General features: G+C 66.8%; 14 protein-coding genes, 1 tRNA gene and 1 riboswitch. Of the genes, 7 read left to right on the top strand and 8 right to left on the bottom strand.

The window, feature by feature from the left end:
• Positions 1 to 6: 6 nt before the first annotated feature.
• Positions 7 to 288: a hypothetical protein gene (locus D1604_RS13605; protein ID WP_233552098.1), complete on the top strand. Its 282-nt coding sequence runs from the start codon at positions 7 to 9 to the stop codon at positions 286 to 288.
• 89 nt (positions 289 to 377) lie between these two features.
• Here D1604_RS13605 and D1604_RS13610 read toward each other — a convergent pair whose 3' ends face one another.
• The 4 genes from D1604_RS13610 to D1604_RS13620 all read right to left on the bottom strand — a co-directional run bounded on the left by D1604_RS13610 (position 378) and on the right by D1604_RS13620 (position 6854).
• Entirely contained in the window at positions 378 to 626 is a 249-nt protein-coding gene (locus D1604_RS13610) for a GIY-YIG nuclease family protein (protein ID WP_306460740.1), read from the bottom strand.
• Positions 627 to 846: 220 nt separating this feature from the next.
• A complete protein-coding gene (locus tag D1604_RS15685) occupies positions 847 to 1539 on the bottom strand; it encodes a hypothetical protein (RefSeq protein WP_147399929.1) in 693 nt (230 codons plus the stop codon).
• Positions 1540 to 1823: 284 nt separating this feature from the next.
• Positions 1824 to 4409 carry an ATP-dependent chaperone ClpB gene (gene clpB, locus D1604_RS13615; protein WP_119413728.1) on the bottom strand — a complete coding sequence of 862 codons (2586 nt, stop codon included), beginning with the start codon at positions 4407 to 4409 and terminating at the stop codon, positions 1824 to 1826.
• Positions 4410 to 4583: 174 nt separating this feature from the next.
• Entirely contained in the window at positions 4584 to 6854 is a 2271-nt protein-coding gene (locus D1604_RS13620; RefSeq protein ID WP_119413729.1) for an outer membrane beta-barrel family protein, read from the bottom strand.
• A 211-nt stretch (positions 6855 to 7065) separates the two neighbouring features.
• Here D1604_RS13620 and D1604_RS13625 point away from each other — a divergent pair, with 211 nt between their 5' ends.
• Together D1604_RS13625 and D1604_RS13630 are read left to right on the top strand one after the other, a co-directional pair.
• Positions 7066 to 9921: a M16 family metallopeptidase gene (locus D1604_RS13625; protein ID WP_119413730.1), complete on the top strand. Its 2856-nt coding sequence runs from the start codon at positions 7066 to 7068 to the stop codon at positions 9919 to 9921.
• A gap of 57 nt (positions 9922 to 9978) precedes the next feature.
• Complete coding sequence (locus D1604_RS13630) at positions 9979 to 11013, top strand: tetratricopeptide repeat protein (RefSeq protein ID WP_119413731.1); 1035 nt, start codon at positions 9979 to 9981, stop codon at positions 11011 to 11013.
• Positions 11014 to 11020: 7 nt separating this feature from the next.
• Here D1604_RS13630 and D1604_RS13635 read toward each other — a convergent pair whose 3' ends face one another.
• From D1604_RS13635 to rlmN, 3 genes are all read right to left on the bottom strand, one after another.
• On the bottom strand, positions 11021 to 11845 hold the full coding sequence (locus D1604_RS13635) for a S1 family peptidase (RefSeq protein ID WP_024354959.1): 825 nt from the start codon (positions 11843 to 11845) through the stop codon (positions 11021 to 11023).
• Between the two features lie 10 nt (positions 11846 to 11855).
• The gene (locus D1604_RS13640) at positions 11856 to 12299 is read right to left on the bottom strand and encodes a DUF350 domain-containing protein (protein ID WP_119413732.1); all 444 of its coding nucleotides are present in this window, start codon (positions 12297 to 12299) and stop codon (positions 11856 to 11858) included.
• Between the two features lie 128 nt (positions 12300 to 12427).
• The gene (rlmN, locus tag D1604_RS13645) at positions 12428 to 13591 is read right to left on the bottom strand and encodes a 23S rRNA (adenine(2503)-C(2))-methyltransferase RlmN (protein WP_119413733.1); all 1164 of its coding nucleotides are present in this window, start codon (positions 13589 to 13591) and stop codon (positions 12428 to 12430) included.
• A gap of 114 nt (positions 13592 to 13705) precedes the next feature.
• A riboswitch (yybP-ykoY riboswitch) is annotated at positions 13706 to 13886 on the top strand.
• Between the two features lie 9 nt (positions 13887 to 13895).
• Here rlmN and D1604_RS13650 point away from each other — a divergent pair.
• Complete coding sequence (locus D1604_RS13650) at positions 13896 to 14486, top strand: manganese efflux pump MntP (RefSeq protein WP_119413734.1); 591 nt, start codon at positions 13896 to 13898, stop codon at positions 14484 to 14486.
• Positions 14487 to 14578: 92 nt separating this feature from the next.
• Positions 14579 to 14806, top strand: coding sequence for a hypothetical protein (locus D1604_RS13655; protein ID WP_119413735.1), 228 nt, complete (start codon positions 14579 to 14581; stop codon positions 14804 to 14806).
• Between the two features lie 74 nt (positions 14807 to 14880).
• On the opposite strand, the gene D1604_RS13660 is transcribed toward D1604_RS13655, so the two are convergent.
• Positions 14881 to 14957: transfer RNA gene (locus D1604_RS13660), tRNA-Met, on the bottom strand.
• A gap of 194 nt (positions 14958 to 15151) precedes the next feature.
• Between D1604_RS13660 and D1604_RS13665 the strand changes: the two genes are divergently transcribed.
• Positions 15152 to 16381 (top strand): PQQ-dependent sugar dehydrogenase, encoded by a 1230-nt coding sequence (locus D1604_RS13665; protein WP_119413736.1) that lies wholly within the window; start codon positions 15152 to 15154, stop codon positions 16379 to 16381.
• Between the two features lie 235 nt (positions 16382 to 16616).
• Positions 16617 to 17822, top strand: a complete 1206-nt coding sequence (locus tag D1604_RS13670) for an acetyl-CoA C-acetyltransferase (RefSeq protein WP_003168446.1) — start codon at positions 16617 to 16619, stop codon at positions 17820 to 17822.
• The last annotated feature ends 5 nt before the right edge of the window (positions 17823 to 17827 follow it).

The following is a 17827-nucleotide window of genomic DNA, read 5'->3' on the forward strand; positions in this document are numbered from 1 at the left end:
CGCGCCATGAGCGAGGCCGAGCAGGCCGAGACGGCCCGCCTCGGCGTCGCCGCCGTCGCCGAATGGGAAGCGGCGCACCGCGACTCCATCGTCTTTCAGGGCGGCCCGCTGGGCCCGACCAAACGCATCGACGACGACGGCGCCGTGACGGACATGGTCAACCTGCTGACCGTCTTCATGGTCGTGCGCGCCGACAACCACGAGGCGGCGGCCCGCCTGTTCGAGAACCACCCGCACATGAGCATCTTCGTCTGCGACGGGGTCGAGGTGATGCCGGTGTTGGGGTGAGGCTCAGTCGACGCCCGGCGGCGGGGTCCAATTCGGATCAGAAAACCAGTCGGCGGCGAGGTCGCGCCAATCCGGATTGTCCTTCTCGATCAGGGCCGCTTCCAGTCACGCAGCCACTTCTTGATCCGCCGCTCGCGTCGGATCGCATCCAGCATCAGGGCGTGTTGCTCGAACCAGACCAGACGGGTGCAGTCATAGGCGTCGGTGAAGCCGGGAAAGGCCCGCGTCCTGTGCTTCCACACGCGGCTTTCCAGATTGGAGGTCGAGCCGGCGTAGAGCGTCCCGTTGCGCCCGCTCGCCATAATGTAGGTCGCGATGAAGGCGCGATGGGTCGCCATACCGCCACGCTAACCCGCCCTCTCCCTTCCGTCATCCACGCCCCGCCCCTTGCTTTCGTCATCCTCCGGCGCAGCGAAGCGGAGACCGGGGGACCCAGCGGCGCCGAAGGCGATCTTCGGGCGGCCGCCGAGCGTGGATCTTTCGCGCTCCCGCGCGCCGCTGGGTCCCCCGGTCTGCGCCGCTGACGCGGCTTGCCGGAGGATGACGGAAGTCACTCGCCTAGCTTTCTATTGGGCACACCGTATTTCTAGGAACATCAACAGTAGCAAGAGCTGAGCATACACAGCTATCGAACTGCCGGGTCGCAGTCTCCCACTTACCATTTAGGTCGTCCTGGTATCTTGTATAATTTTTCCTAAATTCTTGAGATTTTTGCTCAATATCAAGACGCCAGATTGTCATGGACTCCTCCCGATCCGCAGCACTTTGGAGAAGCCGAGATGGAGGAGCGCTATAGTCCACGTCAGCTGGAGGGTTTGGAAATGTGATACTCATGGAACGGAAGGCCGGGCAAACCTCATCAAATCTTGACTGCAAATCGGGCAAATACCGCAGAAGGCGTTTATCAGTCAGATGCAAAGTCATCAGCGCTTGTCGGAATTCTGCCCCTAGCATCCGAACCCCCGGGGTCGAACGTTCAAAGCCTGCCAACGCATTCATCCTCAAGAAAAAAGCGCGACTTGAAACCATCCCGTATAACTCTTGGCGCGACATAACCTCCAAGCTTCTTATTTGTTCATTGAGCTCAGCCTCTACACGACGCTTATCGGAAATTGCGCCTTCCAATTGCTCATTTATGTTATGGGCCTCCAATCTCAACACAGCCAAATCTGCTGTCGCTTTCGAGAAAGCCAGCCTCTGCTCCTCGTTCAGAAGATTTAATTGTTCAGCCGAGGAAGAGATCTGATCCATTCGAGTCTCTCGAGCAGACAAGCGAATTTCCGCCATCCTAGAACGGGCTGACAAGTCACCTATTTCTTCGTTTCGACGAGAAATTTCAGAGCGAAAATAATCTTCAAGCCCAGACACCTGAATAGTTGTCCAAAGACTAACAACGCCAAGACATAGCGTTGCTACTGGCAAGACAACGTCTATCCAGTCCTTGAACGTCCGCCGCGATCTCGCAGACTGGCTCTTCCTTCGAATGATAGGCCGCATACTCCCCCTTTTAGCTTTCATACTCCCCCCTTTTAGCCTCAGTGCACCCGCGCCTTCCCGATCTCCAGCCCTTCGCTACCCGCTGACACGCCCACCACGCTGCCGTCTTCGATCTCTCCGGCCAGCAGTTTCTTGGCCATCGGGTCGACCAGCTCCTTCTGGATGACGCGCTTCAGCGGCCGCGCGCCGTAGACCGGGTCGTAGCCCTTGTCGGCGAGCCAGTTGAGGGCGGTGTCGTCCAGGGCCAGGCTCAGGCGACGGTCGGCCATCAGCTTTTCGAGACGCGCCAGCTGGATGCGGACAATGCTGCCCATCTGTTCGCGGCCGAGGCGGTGGAACAAGATGATCTCGTCGATGCGGTTCAGGAACTCAGGCCGGAAGTGGGCGCGGACCTGTTCCATGACCAGAGGACGCACGGCCTCGACGTCCTCGCCCTCAGGCTGGTCGGCCAGATACTGGCTGCCGAGGTTGGAGGTCATGATGATCAGGGTGTTCTTGAAGTCGATGGTCCTTCCTTGCCCATCAGTGAGACGGCCGTCGTCCAGCACCTGAAGCAGGACGTTGAAGACGTCCGGGTGGGCCTTCTCGACTTCGTCGAACAGGACGACCTGATAGGGGCGGCGACGCACGGCCTCGGTCAGGGCGCCGCCCTCGTCATAGCCGACGTAGCCCGGAGGGGCGCCGATCAGGCGGCTGACCGAGTGCTTCTCCATGTATTCGCTCATGTCGATGCGGGTGATGGCGTTGTCGTCGTCGAACAGATAGCCGGCGAGCGCCTTGGTCAGCTCGGTCTTGCCCACGCCCGTGGGGCCGAGGAAGAGGAAGCTGCCCAGCGGCTTGTTGGGGTCGTTCAGACCGGCGCGGGCGCGGCGCACGGCGTCGGAGACGGCGGCCAGGGCCTCGTCCTGACCGACCACGCGGCGACCCAGTTCGTCCTCCATCTTGAGCAGCTTCTCGCGCTCGCCTTCCAGCATCTTGTCGACGGGCACGCCGGTCCAGCGGCTGACGACGGCGGCGATCTGTTCGGCGTCCACGACCTCAGGCGTCAGGGGGGCGGCGACCGCCGCCGGGGCTTCGTCTTCGGCGAGCTGCTTCTCCAGCTGCGGGATCTGGCCGTAGGCGATCTCTGACGCGCGGCCGAGGTCGCCGGCGCGCTGGGCGGCGGCCAGTTCGGCGCGCAGGCGGTCTAGGGTCTCACGCAGCTGGGCGCCCTGCCCCACCTTGTCCTTCTCGGACTTCCAGCGGGCGGTCATCTCGTCCGACTGGCCCTGCAGGTCGTCGATCTCGTCTTCCAGTCTCTCAAGACGGTGCTGGGAGGCCTGATCGCTCTCCTTCTTCAGGGCCTCGCGCTCAATCTTCAGCTGGACCAGGCGGCGGTCGATCTCGTCCAGCGCCTCGGGCTTGGAGTCGACGGCCATGCGCACGCGGCTTGCGGCCTCGTCGATCAGGTCGATGGCCTTGTCCGGCAGGAAGCGGTCGGTGATGTAGCGGTTCGACAGGGTGGCGGCGGCGACGATGGCGCTGTCGGAGATGCGCACCCCGTGGTGGACCTCATACTTCTCCTTCAGGCCGCGCAGGATCGACACCGTGTCCTCGACGGTGGGTTCAGCGACGAAGACCGGCTGGAAGCGACGGGCCAGGGCCGCGTCCTTTTCGACGTGCTTGCGGTATTCATCCAGCGTGGTGGCGCCGACGCAGTGCAGTTCGCCGCGCGCCAGGGCGGGCTTGAGCAGGTTGGAGGCGTCCATCGCGCCGTCGCCCTTGCCCGCCCCGACCAGGGTGTGCATCTCGTCGATGAAGAGGACGATCTGGCCCTCGGCGGCGGCGACCTCGTTCAGCACGGCCTTCAGCCGCTCCTCGAACTCGCCGCGGTATTTGGCCCCGGCGATCAGGGCGCCCATGTCGAGCGCCAGCACCTTCTTGTCCTTCAGGCTTTCCGGCACGTCGCCGTTGACGATCCTCAATGCGAGTCCTTCGACGATGGCGGTCTTGCCGACGCCTGGTTCGCCGATCAGGACGGGGTTGTTCTTGGTGCGACGGGCCAGCACCTGGATGGTGCGGCGGATCTCCTCGTCGCGGCCGATGACGGGGTCGACCTTGCCGTCGCGCGCCGCCTCGGTCAGGTCGCGGGCGTAGCGTTTCAGAGCGTCGAAGCTGTCCTCGGCGCCCGCGCTGTCGGCGGTCTTGCCCTTGCGGATTTCGGCGACGGCGTCGTCCAGTTTCCTGGCCGTGACCCCGGCGGATTTCAGCGCCTCGGCGGCGGCCCCGCCCTCCTTGGCGATGGCGGCCAGCAGGCGTTCGGTGGTGACGAAGGCGTCGCCCGCCTTCTTGGCGGCCTCTTCGGCGGCGCTGAAGACGCGCGCGGTGTCGCCGTCCAGATAGAGCTGGCCCGAGCCGCCCTCGACCTGAGGCCGCTTCTTCAGCAGGCCTTCGGTGACCAGCTCAACGGCGGACGGATCGCCGCCCGCCTGATCAATCAGCTTACGCGCCAGGCCGTCGCGCTCCTCAAGCAGCACCTTGAGCAGGTGCTCGGGCGCGAACTGCTGGTGGCGGCGAGCCAGGGCCAGAGACTGGGCGGACTGGACGGCCTGTTTGGCGCGGTCGGAATAGACGTCGAGATTCATGGTGTTCGGTTTCCCCTCAGGAGGCGGAGTTGAACTCAATGCGCCCTTATCTGAAGCGACGCCTTGAGCTGTCGCAAAACAGGTGGGTGTGGCCGATCAGACACGCAAGGGCCCAAGCGAGAACGCCCGCCGCCACAGGGGCGACGGGCGTCGGGCGCAGCCTGACGACAGGGCTCAGCCGCCCGTCGGTCCGGTGGAGAAGTCGAACTGTTCGGGCTGACGGCGCGGCCCGCCGAAGGACCAGCTCAGCCCCAGATAGAAGGCTCGCAGGTTCAGGTCCTGACTGGAACGGTCGCGGAACAGGGGCGTGTCGTAGACGGTGTCGCCGCCGAAGGAGTTGAGGATGTCGCGGGCGGTGAACTGCAGCGACAGGGTGTCGTTCAGCTTGCGCCGATAGCCGAAGTTCACCATGCCGCCGCCCTCGCGCTTGCCTTGCGCCAGCAGTTGATCGCCCTGCCAGAAGCCCATCAGCTGGACGAAGTCCTTGGGCGTGGCCTGCCAGTTCAGGCTGAGGCGACCGCTCACCATCTCGCCCTCGCGGTCGCGCCCGCCGGGGATGCCCGCCGCGTCGATCTCCTGACGGAAGGCGTTGACGCTGGCGTTGTAGCGCAGGGTCGGGTGCAGGCGGCCGCTGGCGGTCAGCTCGATCCCCAGATCGCGGCGGGCGCCCAGATTCTCGGGCCGGGTCAAAAGCACGCCGCCGCCCACGTCCGTCGCTACGTCGGTAAAGGCCTTGGTCGTGTCGCGGTAGTAGGCCGTGGCCTGATAGAAGCTCTGGCCGCGCCGCATCTGCCACATGGCCTCGAAGCTGTCGGTCTCCTGCGGTTCAAGGTCCGGGTTGCCCGAGCGCAGGTTCAGCGGATCGCCATAGATGATGAAGGGGTTCAGCTGCGACGGCTGGGGCCGCTGGATGCGCCGCGAATAGCTGCCGCGCAGGGTCTGGGTCTCGGTCAGCTGATACTGCAGGTGGAAGGTCGGATAGGCGCGGAAATAATCCTGAGACGCGCGCACGGCGTTGGTCACGTCCTCGACCTCGATGTCGGCCTGTTCCAGCCGCAGACCGAACTGGCCGGACAGCTTCTCGCCGAACGGGCGTTCATAGGTGGCGTAAAGGGCATGAACCGTCTGCTCCGCCTCGAAGCGGTTGCTCTGCGACGGCACGAGCGCCAGGGCGTTCTCGGCGGGACCGCGCCGGACCTCATTGTCCTGATCCGGCCGGGTGAGGCTCAGCTCATAGCCCGCGCGCAGCTTGGCGCCCTCGCCTATCGGCCGGGTGTAGGCGCTGGTGAAGCCGATGGTCTCCTGCGCGGTCAGGCCTTGTTGGGCCTCATATACCGTCGGCTCCGTCGGTATGCGGAAGACGTTGGCGGCCAGGGAGTCGTTCTCCTGATCGTTGCGATCATAGCGCAGCTCGTTCGACCATTCGTGCCCGGACGTATCGAACTGGTGCAGCACCCGACCGGTGACGCCCCAGCCCTTCATGGCGAAGCCGCCCGAGCCGTCGCGGGTATAGGCGCGCGTCAGGGCGCCCGAGGCGTCGCGCGTTTCGAACACGCCGCGCACATCGCTGTCGATGTCGAAGCGATTGGCGCGCGCCTCGCCGGTCAGCATGGTTTTTTCAGTCAGCCGGTATTCAGCGGCGACGCGGCCGAAGAAGCCGTCCTGAGTCGATTCAATGTCCTGAATCGTCGTCGTGGCGCCGGTAGTCGCACCGGTGGCGTCCAGCTGTTCGCGCAGACGCCCGAAGCTCAGGCTCTGCTCGTCGTGGCGATAGCTGAGATCACCGGTCAGGGTCAGCTTGCCCTGCTGGCGCGAGCCGCTGGCGCCGACATTCCAGCGTCCGTGATCGCCCACATTGGCGCGCAGCGATCCGGTCGTGACAGCCGCGCCCGGCGTCCCTGCGGCCGCAGCGGCGGCGACCGCCGCCGGAACCGGCTTGGTGATCAGATTGATGACCCCGCCCGAGCCCTCTGGGCTGTAGGCGGCGGACGGATTGGTCATCACCTCGATACGGGCGTAGCGGTCGGCGGGCAGTTGCAGCACCGCATCGGCACGGTTCGGTCCCGACAGTATGGCCGACGCGCGGCCATCCACCAGCAGCGTGACATTGCCGTCGCCGCGCAGGGAGACGTTGCCCTGAGGATCGACATCGACGGAGGGCACATTGCGCAGGGCCTCGGCCAGCGTCCCGGTCGCCGCCTGAAGATCGTCGGCCAGACTATAGCTGATGGAGTCGATCGAGGTCCGCACATCATTGGCGCGGGCGCTGACGACGACATCGCCCACGGCGGCGGGCTGATCGTCCTTGTCCGCCTTCTGCGGCGGAGTCTGAACAGGAGCGCTCTGGGACGGCTGCGTTCCAGGCGAAGGCGTCTGCGCCAGAACCCCGGCTGCGGGCAGGGCCAGAACCACCCCCAGAAGGGGCGCGAACTTATATTTTGTCATGATGGGCGTCCTCGCACGGACGTCCCTCAACGTCCTGTTTCGCTGATATCAGCGTCCCGACGCATAACCGAGTTACATCTTTTTCATCCCCGAGGCGGGTCTGTGGCCAAGCCTGATTTCATTACAGCTCCGTAAGGTGCGCGGCGGCGCTTCGTCCTGTTAGGTTTTCAGCGCCCGTTTCTTCGACTGCGGGTGTTGGAAAGCCGCCCTCATGAAGAATCGTCTGATCCTGACCGCCTGCGCCTCGGCGCTGCTGCTCGGCCTGCCCGCCGCCGCCCCCGCCTGGGCCAAGGCTCCGCCCGCGAGCGCAACCGCGATCCAGGGCGGCGTCCAGGTGCCGCCGCTGGGCTTCCACAAGCGGGTGCTGGCCAACGGAATGGAGGTCTATACAGCGCGCGACGCCTCGACCTCGAACGTCACGGTGCAGGTCTGGTATCGCGTGGGATCAAAGGACGATCCGGCGGGCCGCTCGGGCTTCGCCCACCTGTTCGAGCACCTGCTGTTCAAGGCGACGAAGAACATGCCGTCCGAGACGTTCGACCGTCTGACCGAGGACGTCGGCGGCATGAACAACGCCTTCACCGCCGACGACGTGACCGCCTATTACGAGGTCGTTCCGGCCAACCACCTGCAGCGCATCCTGTTCGCCGAGGCGGACCGCATGGGGTCTCTGGTCGTCGACCAGAAGACCTTTGAATCCGAGCGCGACGTGGTGAAGGAGGAATACCGCCAACGGATTCTGGCCAGCCCCTACGGTCGCCTGTTCGGCCTGTTCGCGCCCGAGACCATCTATCAGGACCACCCCTATCGCCGTCCGGGCATCGGCTCGATCGAGGAACTGGACGCCTCGACGCTGGACGACGTGCTGCGCTTCCACGCCACCTACTACCGGCCGGACAACGCCATGCTGATCGTGGCGGGCAATTTTGATCAGGCGCAGTTGGACGGCTGGGTCGACGAGTATTTCGCCCCGCTGAAGCGGCCATCGACGCCCATGCCCGCCAATGACGTGAAGGAGCCCGAGCCCGCCGGCCCGCGCACCGCCACCTTCTATGCGCCCAACGTGCCCCTGCCCGCCGTGGCGCTGGCGTGGAACACCGTGGCCTATAAGGACGCCGACCGCGCGGCCCTGACGGTGCTGGACGGCATCCTGTCGACCGGCGAGAGCAGCCGCCTGTACCGTTCGCTGGTCTACGACAAGCAGATCGCCGCCTCGGCGGGCTCCAACCCTGATTTCGCCCAGCAGGCGGGCAATCTGGCCGCCTACGCCATCATGGCCGACGGCCAGACGGTCGAGACCGGCAAGGCCGCGCTTGAGGTCGAGATCGCGCGCCTGCGCGACGAGCCCGTCACCGCCGCCGAACTGGCCGAAGCCAAGAACGAACTGGTCGCCGACGCCCTGCGCGGCCGTGAAAGCATCGACGACCGCGCGACGACCCTGGGCATGGCGCTGATCATGACCGGAGACGCGACCGCCGCCGACCGCGAGATCGCCGAGATCCAGGCCGTCACCGCCGCTGACGTGCAGCGTGTGGCCCGCCGCTATCTGACGCCGCAGCGCCAGATCACCATCAACTACCTGCCCGCCGACGAGGCCAACGCGCCCAGCGAGCAGAAGAAGAACGTCGACGCCCCGGTCACAGTGGCGTCTCTGGCGCCAGCCGGTCCGGTCGCCGTCCTGCTGCCCGAAGCCGAACGCGCCCGCCTGCCTCAGCCGGGACCTGAGGTGTCGCCCGCCACGCCCGCCATCGCCGACTTCCGTCTGGACAACGGCCTGCGCGTCCTGGTCGCCCCGACCAAGGGCCTGCCGCTGGTTTCGGCGCGCCTGAACTTCAACGCCGGCTCGGCCCACGATCCGGCAGGCAAGCCGGGCGTCGCCTCCATGACCGCCAGCCTGCTGACTCAAGGGACAACGACCCAGTCGGCGCCGGAAATCGCCACCGCCATCGAACAGCTGGGCGCCAACATCGGCGCGGGCGCGGGCGCCGATTTCACCAATGTCTACGCCAATGCGCCCAAGGACGTGTTCGGCCGGACCCTGACCCTGATGGCCGATCTGGTGCGCAATCCGGCCTTCGCCCAGGAAGAGCTGGAGCGGCAGCAGTCCCAGACCCTGGACGGCCTGCGCGTGGCGCTCAGCCAGCCGGGGGCCATCGCCGGCCAGTCGGTCGGCCGCGTGATGTACGGCGCGGCGCCCTATGGCGCACCCGGCTCAGGCACGGTGAACAGCATCCCCGGCCTGACGCGCGACGACATGGCCGCCTTCCACGCCGAGCGGTTCCGGCCCTCGCAGGCGACCCTCGTCTTCTCGGGCGACGTGACCCCGGCCGAGGCGCGCGCCCTGGCGGATCAGGCCTTCGGCGACTGGCGCGACGCCGGTCCCGCCCCGGCCGCCATCGACAAGGCCGGTCAGGCGCTGGCGCCGCGCGTCGTCGTCATCGACCAGCCTGGCGCAGGTCAGGCCGCCGTGGTCGCCGCCATTCGCGGGATCAGCCGCACCGACGCCGACTACTTCCCGCTGACGCTGGGCAACACCCTGCTGGGCGGCGGCTTCTCGTCGCGCCTGAACCAGGAGATCCGCATCAAGCGCGGCCTCAGCTACGGCGCCCGCTCCTCGGTCGGCGCCCAACAGCAGACCGGCGTCTTCTCCGCCTCGACCCAGACCAAGAACGAGACGGCGACCGAGGTGGCCGACCTGATCCTTGAAGAGATCGGCAAGCTGGGGACCACGGCGGCGACCGAGGCCGAGCTGGCGCCCCGCCGCGCCACCCTGATCGGCGGCTTCGGACGCTCGCTGGAAACGGTGGACGGTCTGGGCGGCCTGGTCGCCAACCTGGCCCTCTATGACCTGCCGATGAGCGACCTGGCCGACTACGCCGGGCGGGTTCGCGCCGTCACCGCCGAACAGGTTGAAAACGCCTTCGCTCGGCATCTGCCGACCGACCGGGCCAGCCTCGTCATCGTCGGCGACGCTTCCAAGTTCATCGACGGCCTGCGAGCGAAATACCCCAACGTCGAGGTCATCCCCCTGACCGAACTCAACCTGGACAGCGCGACGCTGAAGTAGGGGCGGCTTGCCACGGGCTCCGATTTCCGGCCAAGCTGGAAATCGGAGAACCGTATTATGCTGAAGACCGGATACGCCACCCTGCTGGCGGTCGGAACGATCTGGCTGGCCGGGTCGCCCGTACAGGCGCTCTCGCCCGCGCAGAACCCTCTGGACGACGCCTTGGCGCTGCTCCAGACCGATCCCTCTGCAGCCATCGCCGCACTGGAGCCTCTGGTCGCCGCTGGCGATCCCGAGGCGGCTGCTTCCCTGGCTTCCGCGCTGGAAATCACGGGAGGCGACCCCGAACGGTCAGAACGCCTCTGGGCGCAGGCTCTGCGGGACGGATCGCAGAACGCCCGCCTGAACATCGGCATGCGGCGATTGATGAACGATGACCCTGCCGACGATGCGGAAGCCATAGCCTGGCTCAATGGTCTGGACGCGAAGTATCAGCCGGCCGCCGCCTATCCCCTGGGCCGGGCCTATCTCTTCGGCGCGGGCGTCCAACAGGATCTGAAAAAGGGAACCCGGCTGATACAGACAGCCGTCAGGACGGACCCCGGCAATGTCGACGCCCAGTTCCTATTAGGACGCGCCTATCAGAACAGCTGGGGCGTGCCGGTCGACGTCGACGCCGCCCGCACCCACCTGACCCTTGCTGCGGACAGCGGCGATCCGCGCGCCCAATGGAACCTCGGCATGCTGCTGCTGGACGGCGGAGCGCCCTCCGAGCTTGCGACAGCGTACCGCTACGTTCGTCAGGCTGCGGAACAGAATTTCGAAAGCGGCATGATCTCATTGGCGGTCATGCTGGCCGTGGGACAGGGCGTGACGCCCGATCCCGCCGAGGCTCGTCTCTGGTATGCGCGGGCGGCGCAGAACGGCTCGGCCCACGCCCTGCGTGCTCTGGGCATGATGATCCTCGTCGGCGAGGGCGGCGCCAGCGACCCGGTCCAGGGCGCAGCCTATGTCGAGTTGGCCGCAGAAGGCGGCGACGCCAACGCCGCGATCCTTCTGAGGCAGTTCGCCAAGCCCCTGTCTCAACTTCCCCGTGCCGACATCGACGCCGCCAAGGCGAAATGGGTCAAGGATCACGGCGCGCCGCGCTAGGCTCCATTCACGTCGTCAGACACACCACCTGGGCGACGCGCAGGTCGCGGCGCAGGCGGTCAGACACGGCGCCGTAGTTCTGGGTCGTCACCGCCTGACCCAGGGCCGCTTCGTCGGCGCGCTGCTGGGCGCCGACCGCAGGGACGAAGGTGTCGGGCGCCGTGGTGTAGATGCGGCCTCGCCGGGGCGACTCGGCGATGGTCACGCCCAGCACCCGGCCGCGCCGGTCCAGCACCGGCGCGCCCGACAGGCCCGACAGCGTGCCCTTCAGTCCCCGCGTGCGACCGGCCTCGGCCCAGGCCAGGACCGGCTCGTCATAGGAGCGATGGCCGCGGATCTTCAGCGTTTCGCGACCGATCAGGCGCGAGGCGACCTCGCCCGGCTGGCCCTGCGGGAACCCCGGATGGAAGGCGCGCTGGCCCTTGTACAACGGCGCCTCGGCCGCGATCGGCAATGCGGGCGGTCCGCCGTCGGTCAGCAACAGGGCCACATCCGCCCGCGCCGCCAGCCGCACGTCAGCCGCCAGAGCCCGAGTCTTGTCGATCACCAAAGCGGGCTTGCGGCACCCTTCAACCACATGGCGAGCGGTGATCCAGCGACCATCCCCGGCGATGGAGAAGGCCGTGCCGGACACCGGCTCATGCTCGTCGGACGTGTCGACGGTGACGGAAGGATCGAAAGGCGTGATTGGTCCCAGCAGGGGACCGGACGCCTCATCTGCGTGTTGATCATGAGGGGCGTCGGCGCGCTCGCCCCGGTTCAGAGAGGCGATCAGGATCACCGCGATGACGGCTGCGTAGATCGTCCAGTCGGGAAGGTGGGGAAAGCGCAAAGCCGCCCCCTCAGCCCGTCAGGGCGGCCGCCAGGATCAGGGCGGTCGACAGCTTGGCCCCGGCCAGGACCACGGCGGCGGAGACTTCGCCCTTCTCTATCCGTTGCGGCAGGCCGTGCAGCAGGAAATCGACGACGCGGAAGGCCAGCAGTTGCAGCACCACCGTCGCTACCCCCCATATGGCGATGTCGCGGATCGAGTTCGACACCGAAAGGGACACCGCCAGCGGGACCGCCAGCCCGACCAGCACCCCGGCAAAGGCCACGGCGGCGGCCGGGTTGCCCTGGCGGATCAGGGCGATCTCGCGCCACGGCGTCAGCAGGGCGTAGACCGCCGCCCCTGCCGCCAGAAGGCCGAAGGTCACGGCCAGATGCAGCATCAGGATCGGAAAGCCCGTCGCAAAGGCCTGGAGTTCAGGCGTCGACAGCACGCCCGGCAACGACGAGGTCTCCATCACGACGAACCCTAGCCTCCCGATCTGAAGAGGAACGAAACCAAAACATCCTTGCCCGAAAGCTTGACCCTTCCGCTAGGGCGCCCGCGCCACAGTCGGCGGACAAAGCGTCTGGGCGGGCGATGACCTCAAGCCGCGTCGACCGCGTCGCGTTCGGCCTTCAGACGCGCCGAGGCCCGCAGCTTCTCGCTCTCGGACTTCAGCTGGCCGCAGGCGGCCAGGATGTCGCGGCCGCGCGGCGTGCGGATGGGCGAAGCGTAACCCGCCTTGTTCAGGATGGCGGCGAAGGTCTCGATCGTCTTCCAGTCCGAGCACTGATAATCCGTGCCCGGCCATGGGTTGAACGGGATCAGATTGACCTTGGACGGGATGCCCTCGATCAGCTTGATCAGGGCGCGCGCCTCGGCTGGGCTGTCATTGACGCCCTTCAGCATGACGTATTCGAACGTCACCCGGCGCGCGTTGGACAGGCCGGGATAGGCGCGGATGGCGGCCATCAGCTGGTCCAGCGGATACTTTTTGTTCAGCGGCACCAGCTGGTCGCGCAAGGGGTCGTTGGTGGCGTGCAGACTGATCGCCAGCATGGCCGCCGTGCGTTCGCCCAAGGCGTTCAGTTGCGGCACCACGCCCGAGGTCGACACCGTGATCCGCCGCCGGGACAGGGCGATGCCCTCATTGTCGGAGATGATGTCGATGGCGTTGGCGACGTGATCCAGATTGTAGAGCGGCTCGCCCATGCCCATGAAGACGATGTTGGACAGGCGACGGTCTTCCTTGGGCGAGGGCCACTCGTCCAGATCGTCTCGCGCCACCTGGACCTGGGCCACGATCTCGGCCGTCGTCAGGTTACGGACCAGCTTCTGCGTGCCCGTGTGGCAGAAGGTGCAGTTCAGGGTGCAGCCGACCTGGGACGAGACGCACAGGGCGCCCGCCCGGCCCACGTCGGGGATGTAGACGGTCTCGATCTCGATGCCCGGCGCCGTGCGGATCAGCCATTTGCGCGTGCCGTCCTTGGACACCTGACGCTCGACGATCTCGGGGCGGGCCAGGGTGAAGGCCTCAGCCAGCGCCGCGCGGGTGTCCTTGCCGATATCGCTCATCAGGGCGAAGTCGGTGGCGCCGTAGTGGTGAATCCAGCGCCACACCTGTGAGGCGCGCATCCGTGCCTTCTCCGGCGGACAGATTCCGGCGTCGATCAGGGCCTGGCGCAGTTCGTCACGCGTCAGACCGCTGAGGTTGACGGGCGTCTTGGCTGAAGCGCTGGCGCGCGAAAGATCGAGCGTGATGCTCAAGGGCGGATGTCCTGCGGCGAAGAGTTGAGGCGGCGGCGTCTATCACAGATGGGGCGTCTTGTCGCCTTTGGCCATTCGGGGCCATGTGCGGGTTGATAGACGGCGAACGAGGCGCTAGAGGGGCGGCCGTTGGGGAGTAGCTTCCGACATATCCCAGTCGGGATCGCGTCAACATACTTGCCTTAGGGCATGGCGCGATCAGCGGATTTTGTTTCCGCCTAGCGAGACCAGCATGCTGCACCCGTGGGGCCGGCCCGCGCGTGGAGCGTGCTGTCATACGCCCGGCCGAGTTCCCGTCTCCATCATGATGTCCCCGTTCGCTATCGCCGTGCTGTCGCTCAGCATGTCCGCCGACGCCTTCGCCGCCGCCATCGGTCGCGGCGCCCAGCATCGCCCAACCCTGCCCCAAGCCCTGCGGTCCGGCCTGGTGTTCGGCGTAGTCGAAGCGATCACCCCCCTGATCGGCTTCGCCCTGGGCGTGGCCGCCGCAGGCTTCGTCGAGGCGGTCGACCACTGGATCGCCTTCGGCCTGCTGGGCGCGGTCGGCGCCCGGATGATCTGGGAGGCGCTGAAGCGCGACGAGGATGCGACAGAGGCGACCGCTCCCGTCGGCAAGGCGGCGTCGCGCGGCCTGCTGGCCTTGGTCGCCACCGCTGTAGGCACGTCGATCGACGCGGGCGCCGTAGGCGTGGGCCTGGCCCTGCTGGAAGCCAATATCTGGCTGATCGCCTTCTGCATCGGCTTCACCACATTCGTCATGGCGAGTATCGGCCTGTTGATCGGCAAAGCGGCGGGAACGCGGCTGGGCAAGGTCGCCGAACTGCTCGGCGGCCTGGCCCTGATCGCCCTGGGCAGCAAGATTCTGTTGGAACATCTCGGCGTTCTGGCTGGTTAGATCAGCCAGGAACCGGCTTTGCGCTTGCCGCCCGCAGACATTAGCGGAACCATCGGCCCTGACGCCCCAAGGCCGCACCAAAGGAGACGCCCATGCGCCCGCCCCTTTTGCTCATCGCCGCCATCGCAGCGCCTCTGGCTCTGGCCGGATGCGCGACCGGCCGTGGCCTGCCGACCTATCAGGAAGAAATGACCAAGCTCGACGCTGAATGCGTGGCGCGCGGCGGCATCCTGACCCCCAGCGGCATGCAGACGGGTCGCCCTCAGACCGACTATCTGTGCAAGATCACCGGCGGCGCATCGAGGCTTCCACATAACTGAACCCCGGCCTTGAAGCCCGCACGCGCGGCACGCCAGACCAGCCGCAATCCAATATCCTGAAGATGAAGAATCCGTGGTGGTTGGAGGCGGGATCGAACCGCCGACCTGTGGGTTATGAATCCACCGCTCTAACCATCTGAGCTACCCAACCCCATACGGAGCATCTCGCCGGATCGAAACGACCCTGAGCGCGAGAGGGGTGCGTATATCGCCGCCTTTCGTCCGGTTCAAGCCGCTTCGACATGGATTTCGAGCGGGACCATCGGTCGCGGCGTCTTTCGGCTCGCGTAATGCGTTGCGAGCCTGCATCTTCGCCGTCCAAAGCCACGCTGTTCAGGAGCCGCCATGCGCCCCGCCCTCTTCGCCGTTTCCGCCGCCGTCCTGCTTCTCGCCGCCTGCGGCGCCAATGGACAGAGCGAGGCGCAACCCGCCGCCACCGGCGCCCCGGTCGAGACGCGCCCGCCCAACAACCCGGATCAGAAGCCCGCGCACGAAGGCCAGACGCGCGCGCCGTCGGTCAGCACCGCCATCGCCATGCAACACGCCGTCGTCGCAGAGGGGCTGGAGCATCCCTGGGGCCTGGCCCTGCTGCCGGACGGCCAGTGGCTGGTGACCGAACGGCCCGGCCGCCTGCGCGTCGTCAGCGTTGAAGGCCAGATCGGGTCTCCGATCAGCGGCCTGCCTGCCGTGGCGGCGCGCGGACAGGGCGGTCTGCTGGACGTGATCCTGAGCCCGACCTTCGCTCAGGATCGCACGATCTACTGGTCCTACGCCCAGCCGCGGAACGGCGGCAATGGCACGGCCGTAGCGCGCGGCCGCCTGTCGGACGACCTGAGCCGGGTCGAGAACGTGCAGGTCGTCTTCCAGGTCAAGGACACCTACGACGGCGACAAGCATTTCGGCTCCTCCCTGGTCTTCGGCCCGGACGGCAAGCTGTACATCACCATCGGCGAGCGTTCGGACAAGCCGATGCGGCCGACCGCCCAGAGCCTGGCCTCGCACCACGGCAAGGTCATCCGCATCAACGCCGATGGCTCGGTCCCGTCCGACAACCCCTTCGTCGGCCGCGAGGGCGCCCTGCCCGAGATCTGGTCCTACGGCCACCGCAACCCGCAGGGCATCGCCGTCCAGCCGGGAACTGGCGCGGTCTGGAGCATCGAGCACGGCACGCGCGGCGGCGACGAACTGAACCTGGAAAAGGCGGGCGCCAATTTCGGCTGGCCCGGCGCGGCCTACGGCATCGAATACAACGGCGACGCCATCCCCGGCGCTGCGACGACGCAGGAAGGCACTGTCCAGCCCATATACTACTGGGACCCGGTGATCGCGCCGGGCGGCATGGTCTTCTACGACGGCGCCATGTTCCCGGATTGGAAGGGCAACGCCCTGATCGGCGGTCTGGGCAGCAAGCACCTGGTCCGGCTGGTGCTGCGCGACGGCCGCGTGGTCGGCGAGGAGCGCCTGCTGACCGGTCTGGGCGAACGCATCCGCGACGTGGCGGTCGGGCCCGATGGCGCCGTCTGGGTCGTGACAGACGAGGAGAACGGCAAGCTGGTGCGGCTGGCGCGCCGCTGAGGCTGAAATGACAGGGCGGGCCGCATGAAGCGGCCCGCCCTTTTCACATCTGGCGACCTCACGCGCCTTGTTACTTGACGTTGACGTAAACGTCGGCTTTCTAGCGACCTGAGTTTCAATTCCAGACGCGATGATCGGACCCGTCCGCCCACCGCCTCCCAACCAAGACCCAACCGTCCCTACCGTTCGCTGCCGCGCAGCGAACGGTAGGGACATCAAAGAAGAGAGACGCTCCATGGCCGACGCCTATATCTACGACGCCGTGCGCACCCCGCGCGGCAAGGGCAAGAAGGACGGCAGCCTGCACGAGATCACGGCCCTGAGCCTGGCGGCGCAGGTCCTTGAAGCGCTGCGCGACCGCAACGGGCTGGACACCTCCAAGGTCGACGACGTCATGCTGGGCGTGGTCTCTCCGGTCGGCGAACAGGGCGCGGACATCGCCCGCACCGCCGTTCTGACGGCGGGCTGGAGCCAGGAAACGGCGGGCTATCAGTTGAACCGCTTCTGCGCCTCGGGTCTGGAGGCCGTGAACGTGGCCGCCGCCAAGGTGAAGTCGGGCGAGGCGAACATGGCCGTCGGCGGCGGCGTCGAGGCCATGAGCCGGGTGCCGATGGGTTCCGACGGCGGCGCCTGGCCGACCGACCCGTCCTCGGCCTTCCCGACCTATTTCGTGCCGCAGGGCGTCTCGGCCGACATGATCGCCACCAAATACGGCTTCAGCCGCGATGACGTGGACGCCTATTCGGTCGAAAGCCACAAGCGCGCCGCCAAGTCGTGGGCCGAAGGCCGCTTCGGCAAGTCAGTGATCGCGGTGAAAAACCAGCTCGGCCTCGTCCAGCTGGATCGTGACGAAACCGTTCGTCCGAACACGGACATGCAGACGCTGGCGGGCCTGAACCCCTCGTTCGCCATGATGGGCGGCATGGGCTTCGACGCCGTGATCGGCCAGCGCTACCCCGAGGTCGCCAGCGTCAACCACGTCCACACCCCCGGCAACTCGTCCGGCATCGTCGACGGCGCCGCGGGCGTGCTGATCGGCACCAAGGAAATGGGCGAAGCGCTGGGACTGAAACCCCGCGCGAAAATCCTGGGCGGCGCCTCGATCGGCTCTGAGCCGTCGATCATGCTGACCGGCCCCGAGCCCGTCACCCGCAAACTGCTGGGCAAGCTGGGCATGCAGCCGGGCGACATCGACCTGTATGAACTGAACGAGGCCTTTGCGGCCGTAGTGCTGCGGTACATGCAGGCGCTCGACATCCCGCACGACAAGATCAACGTCTGCGGCGGCGCCATCGCCATGGGCCACCCGCTGGGCGCCACCGGCGCCATGATCCTGGGCACGGTGCTGGACGAGCTGGAGCGCTCGAACAAGTCCACCGCCCTGGCCACCCTCTGCATCGGCGCCGGCATGGGCACCGCCACCGTCATCGAACGCGTCTGATCCGG

Source organism: Brevundimonas sp. LPMIX5 (genome assembly GCF_003576505.1).
GTDB classification, from domain to species: domain Bacteria; phylum Pseudomonadota; class Alphaproteobacteria; order Caulobacterales; family Caulobacteraceae; genus Brevundimonas; species Brevundimonas naejangsanensis.

What these genes read in the sequence shown, in the direction of transcription:
- clpB (WP_119413728.1), bottom strand. Translation starts at nt 4,409, where the DNA reads ATGAATCTCGACGTCTATTCCGACCGCGCCAAACAGGCCGTCCAGTCC.
- D1604_RS13640 (WP_119413732.1), bottom strand. Translation starts at nt 12,299, where the DNA reads ATGGAGACCTCGTCGTTGCCGGGCGTGCTGTCGACGCCTGAACTCCAG.
- D1604_RS13605 (WP_233552098.1), top strand. Translation starts at nt 7, where the DNA reads ATGAGCGAGGCCGAGCAGGCCGAGACGGCCCGCCTCGGCGTCGCCGCC.
- D1604_RS13665 (WP_119413736.1), top strand. Translation starts at nt 15,152, where the DNA reads ATGCGCCCCGCCCTCTTCGCCGTTTCCGCCGCCGTCCTGCTTCTCGCC.
- D1604_RS13610 (WP_306460740.1), bottom strand. Translation starts at nt 626, where the DNA reads ATGGCGACCCATCGCGCCTTCATCGCGACCTACATTATGGCGAGCGGG.
- D1604_RS13650 (WP_119413734.1), top strand. Translation starts at nt 13,896, where the DNA reads ATGATGTCCCCGTTCGCTATCGCCGTGCTGTCGCTCAGCATGTCCGCC.
- D1604_RS13655 (WP_119413735.1), top strand. Translation starts at nt 14,579, where the DNA reads ATGCGCCCGCCCCTTTTGCTCATCGCCGCCATCGCAGCGCCTCTGGCT.
- D1604_RS15685 (WP_147399929.1), bottom strand. Translation starts at nt 1,539, where the DNA reads ATGGATCAGATCTCTTCCTCGGCTGAACAATTAAATCTTCTGAACGAG.
- D1604_RS13625 (WP_119413730.1), top strand. Translation starts at nt 7,066, where the DNA reads ATGAAGAATCGTCTGATCCTGACCGCCTGCGCCTCGGCGCTGCTGCTC.
- D1604_RS13630 (WP_119413731.1), top strand. Translation starts at nt 9,979, where the DNA reads ATGCTGAAGACCGGATACGCCACCCTGCTGGCGGTCGGAACGATCTGG.
- D1604_RS13620 (WP_119413729.1), bottom strand. Translation starts at nt 6,854, where the DNA reads ATGACAAAATATAAGTTCGCGCCCCTTCTGGGGGTGGTTCTGGCCCTG.
- D1604_RS13670 (WP_003168446.1), top strand. Translation starts at nt 16,617, where the DNA reads ATGGCCGACGCCTATATCTACGACGCCGTGCGCACCCCGCGCGGCAAG.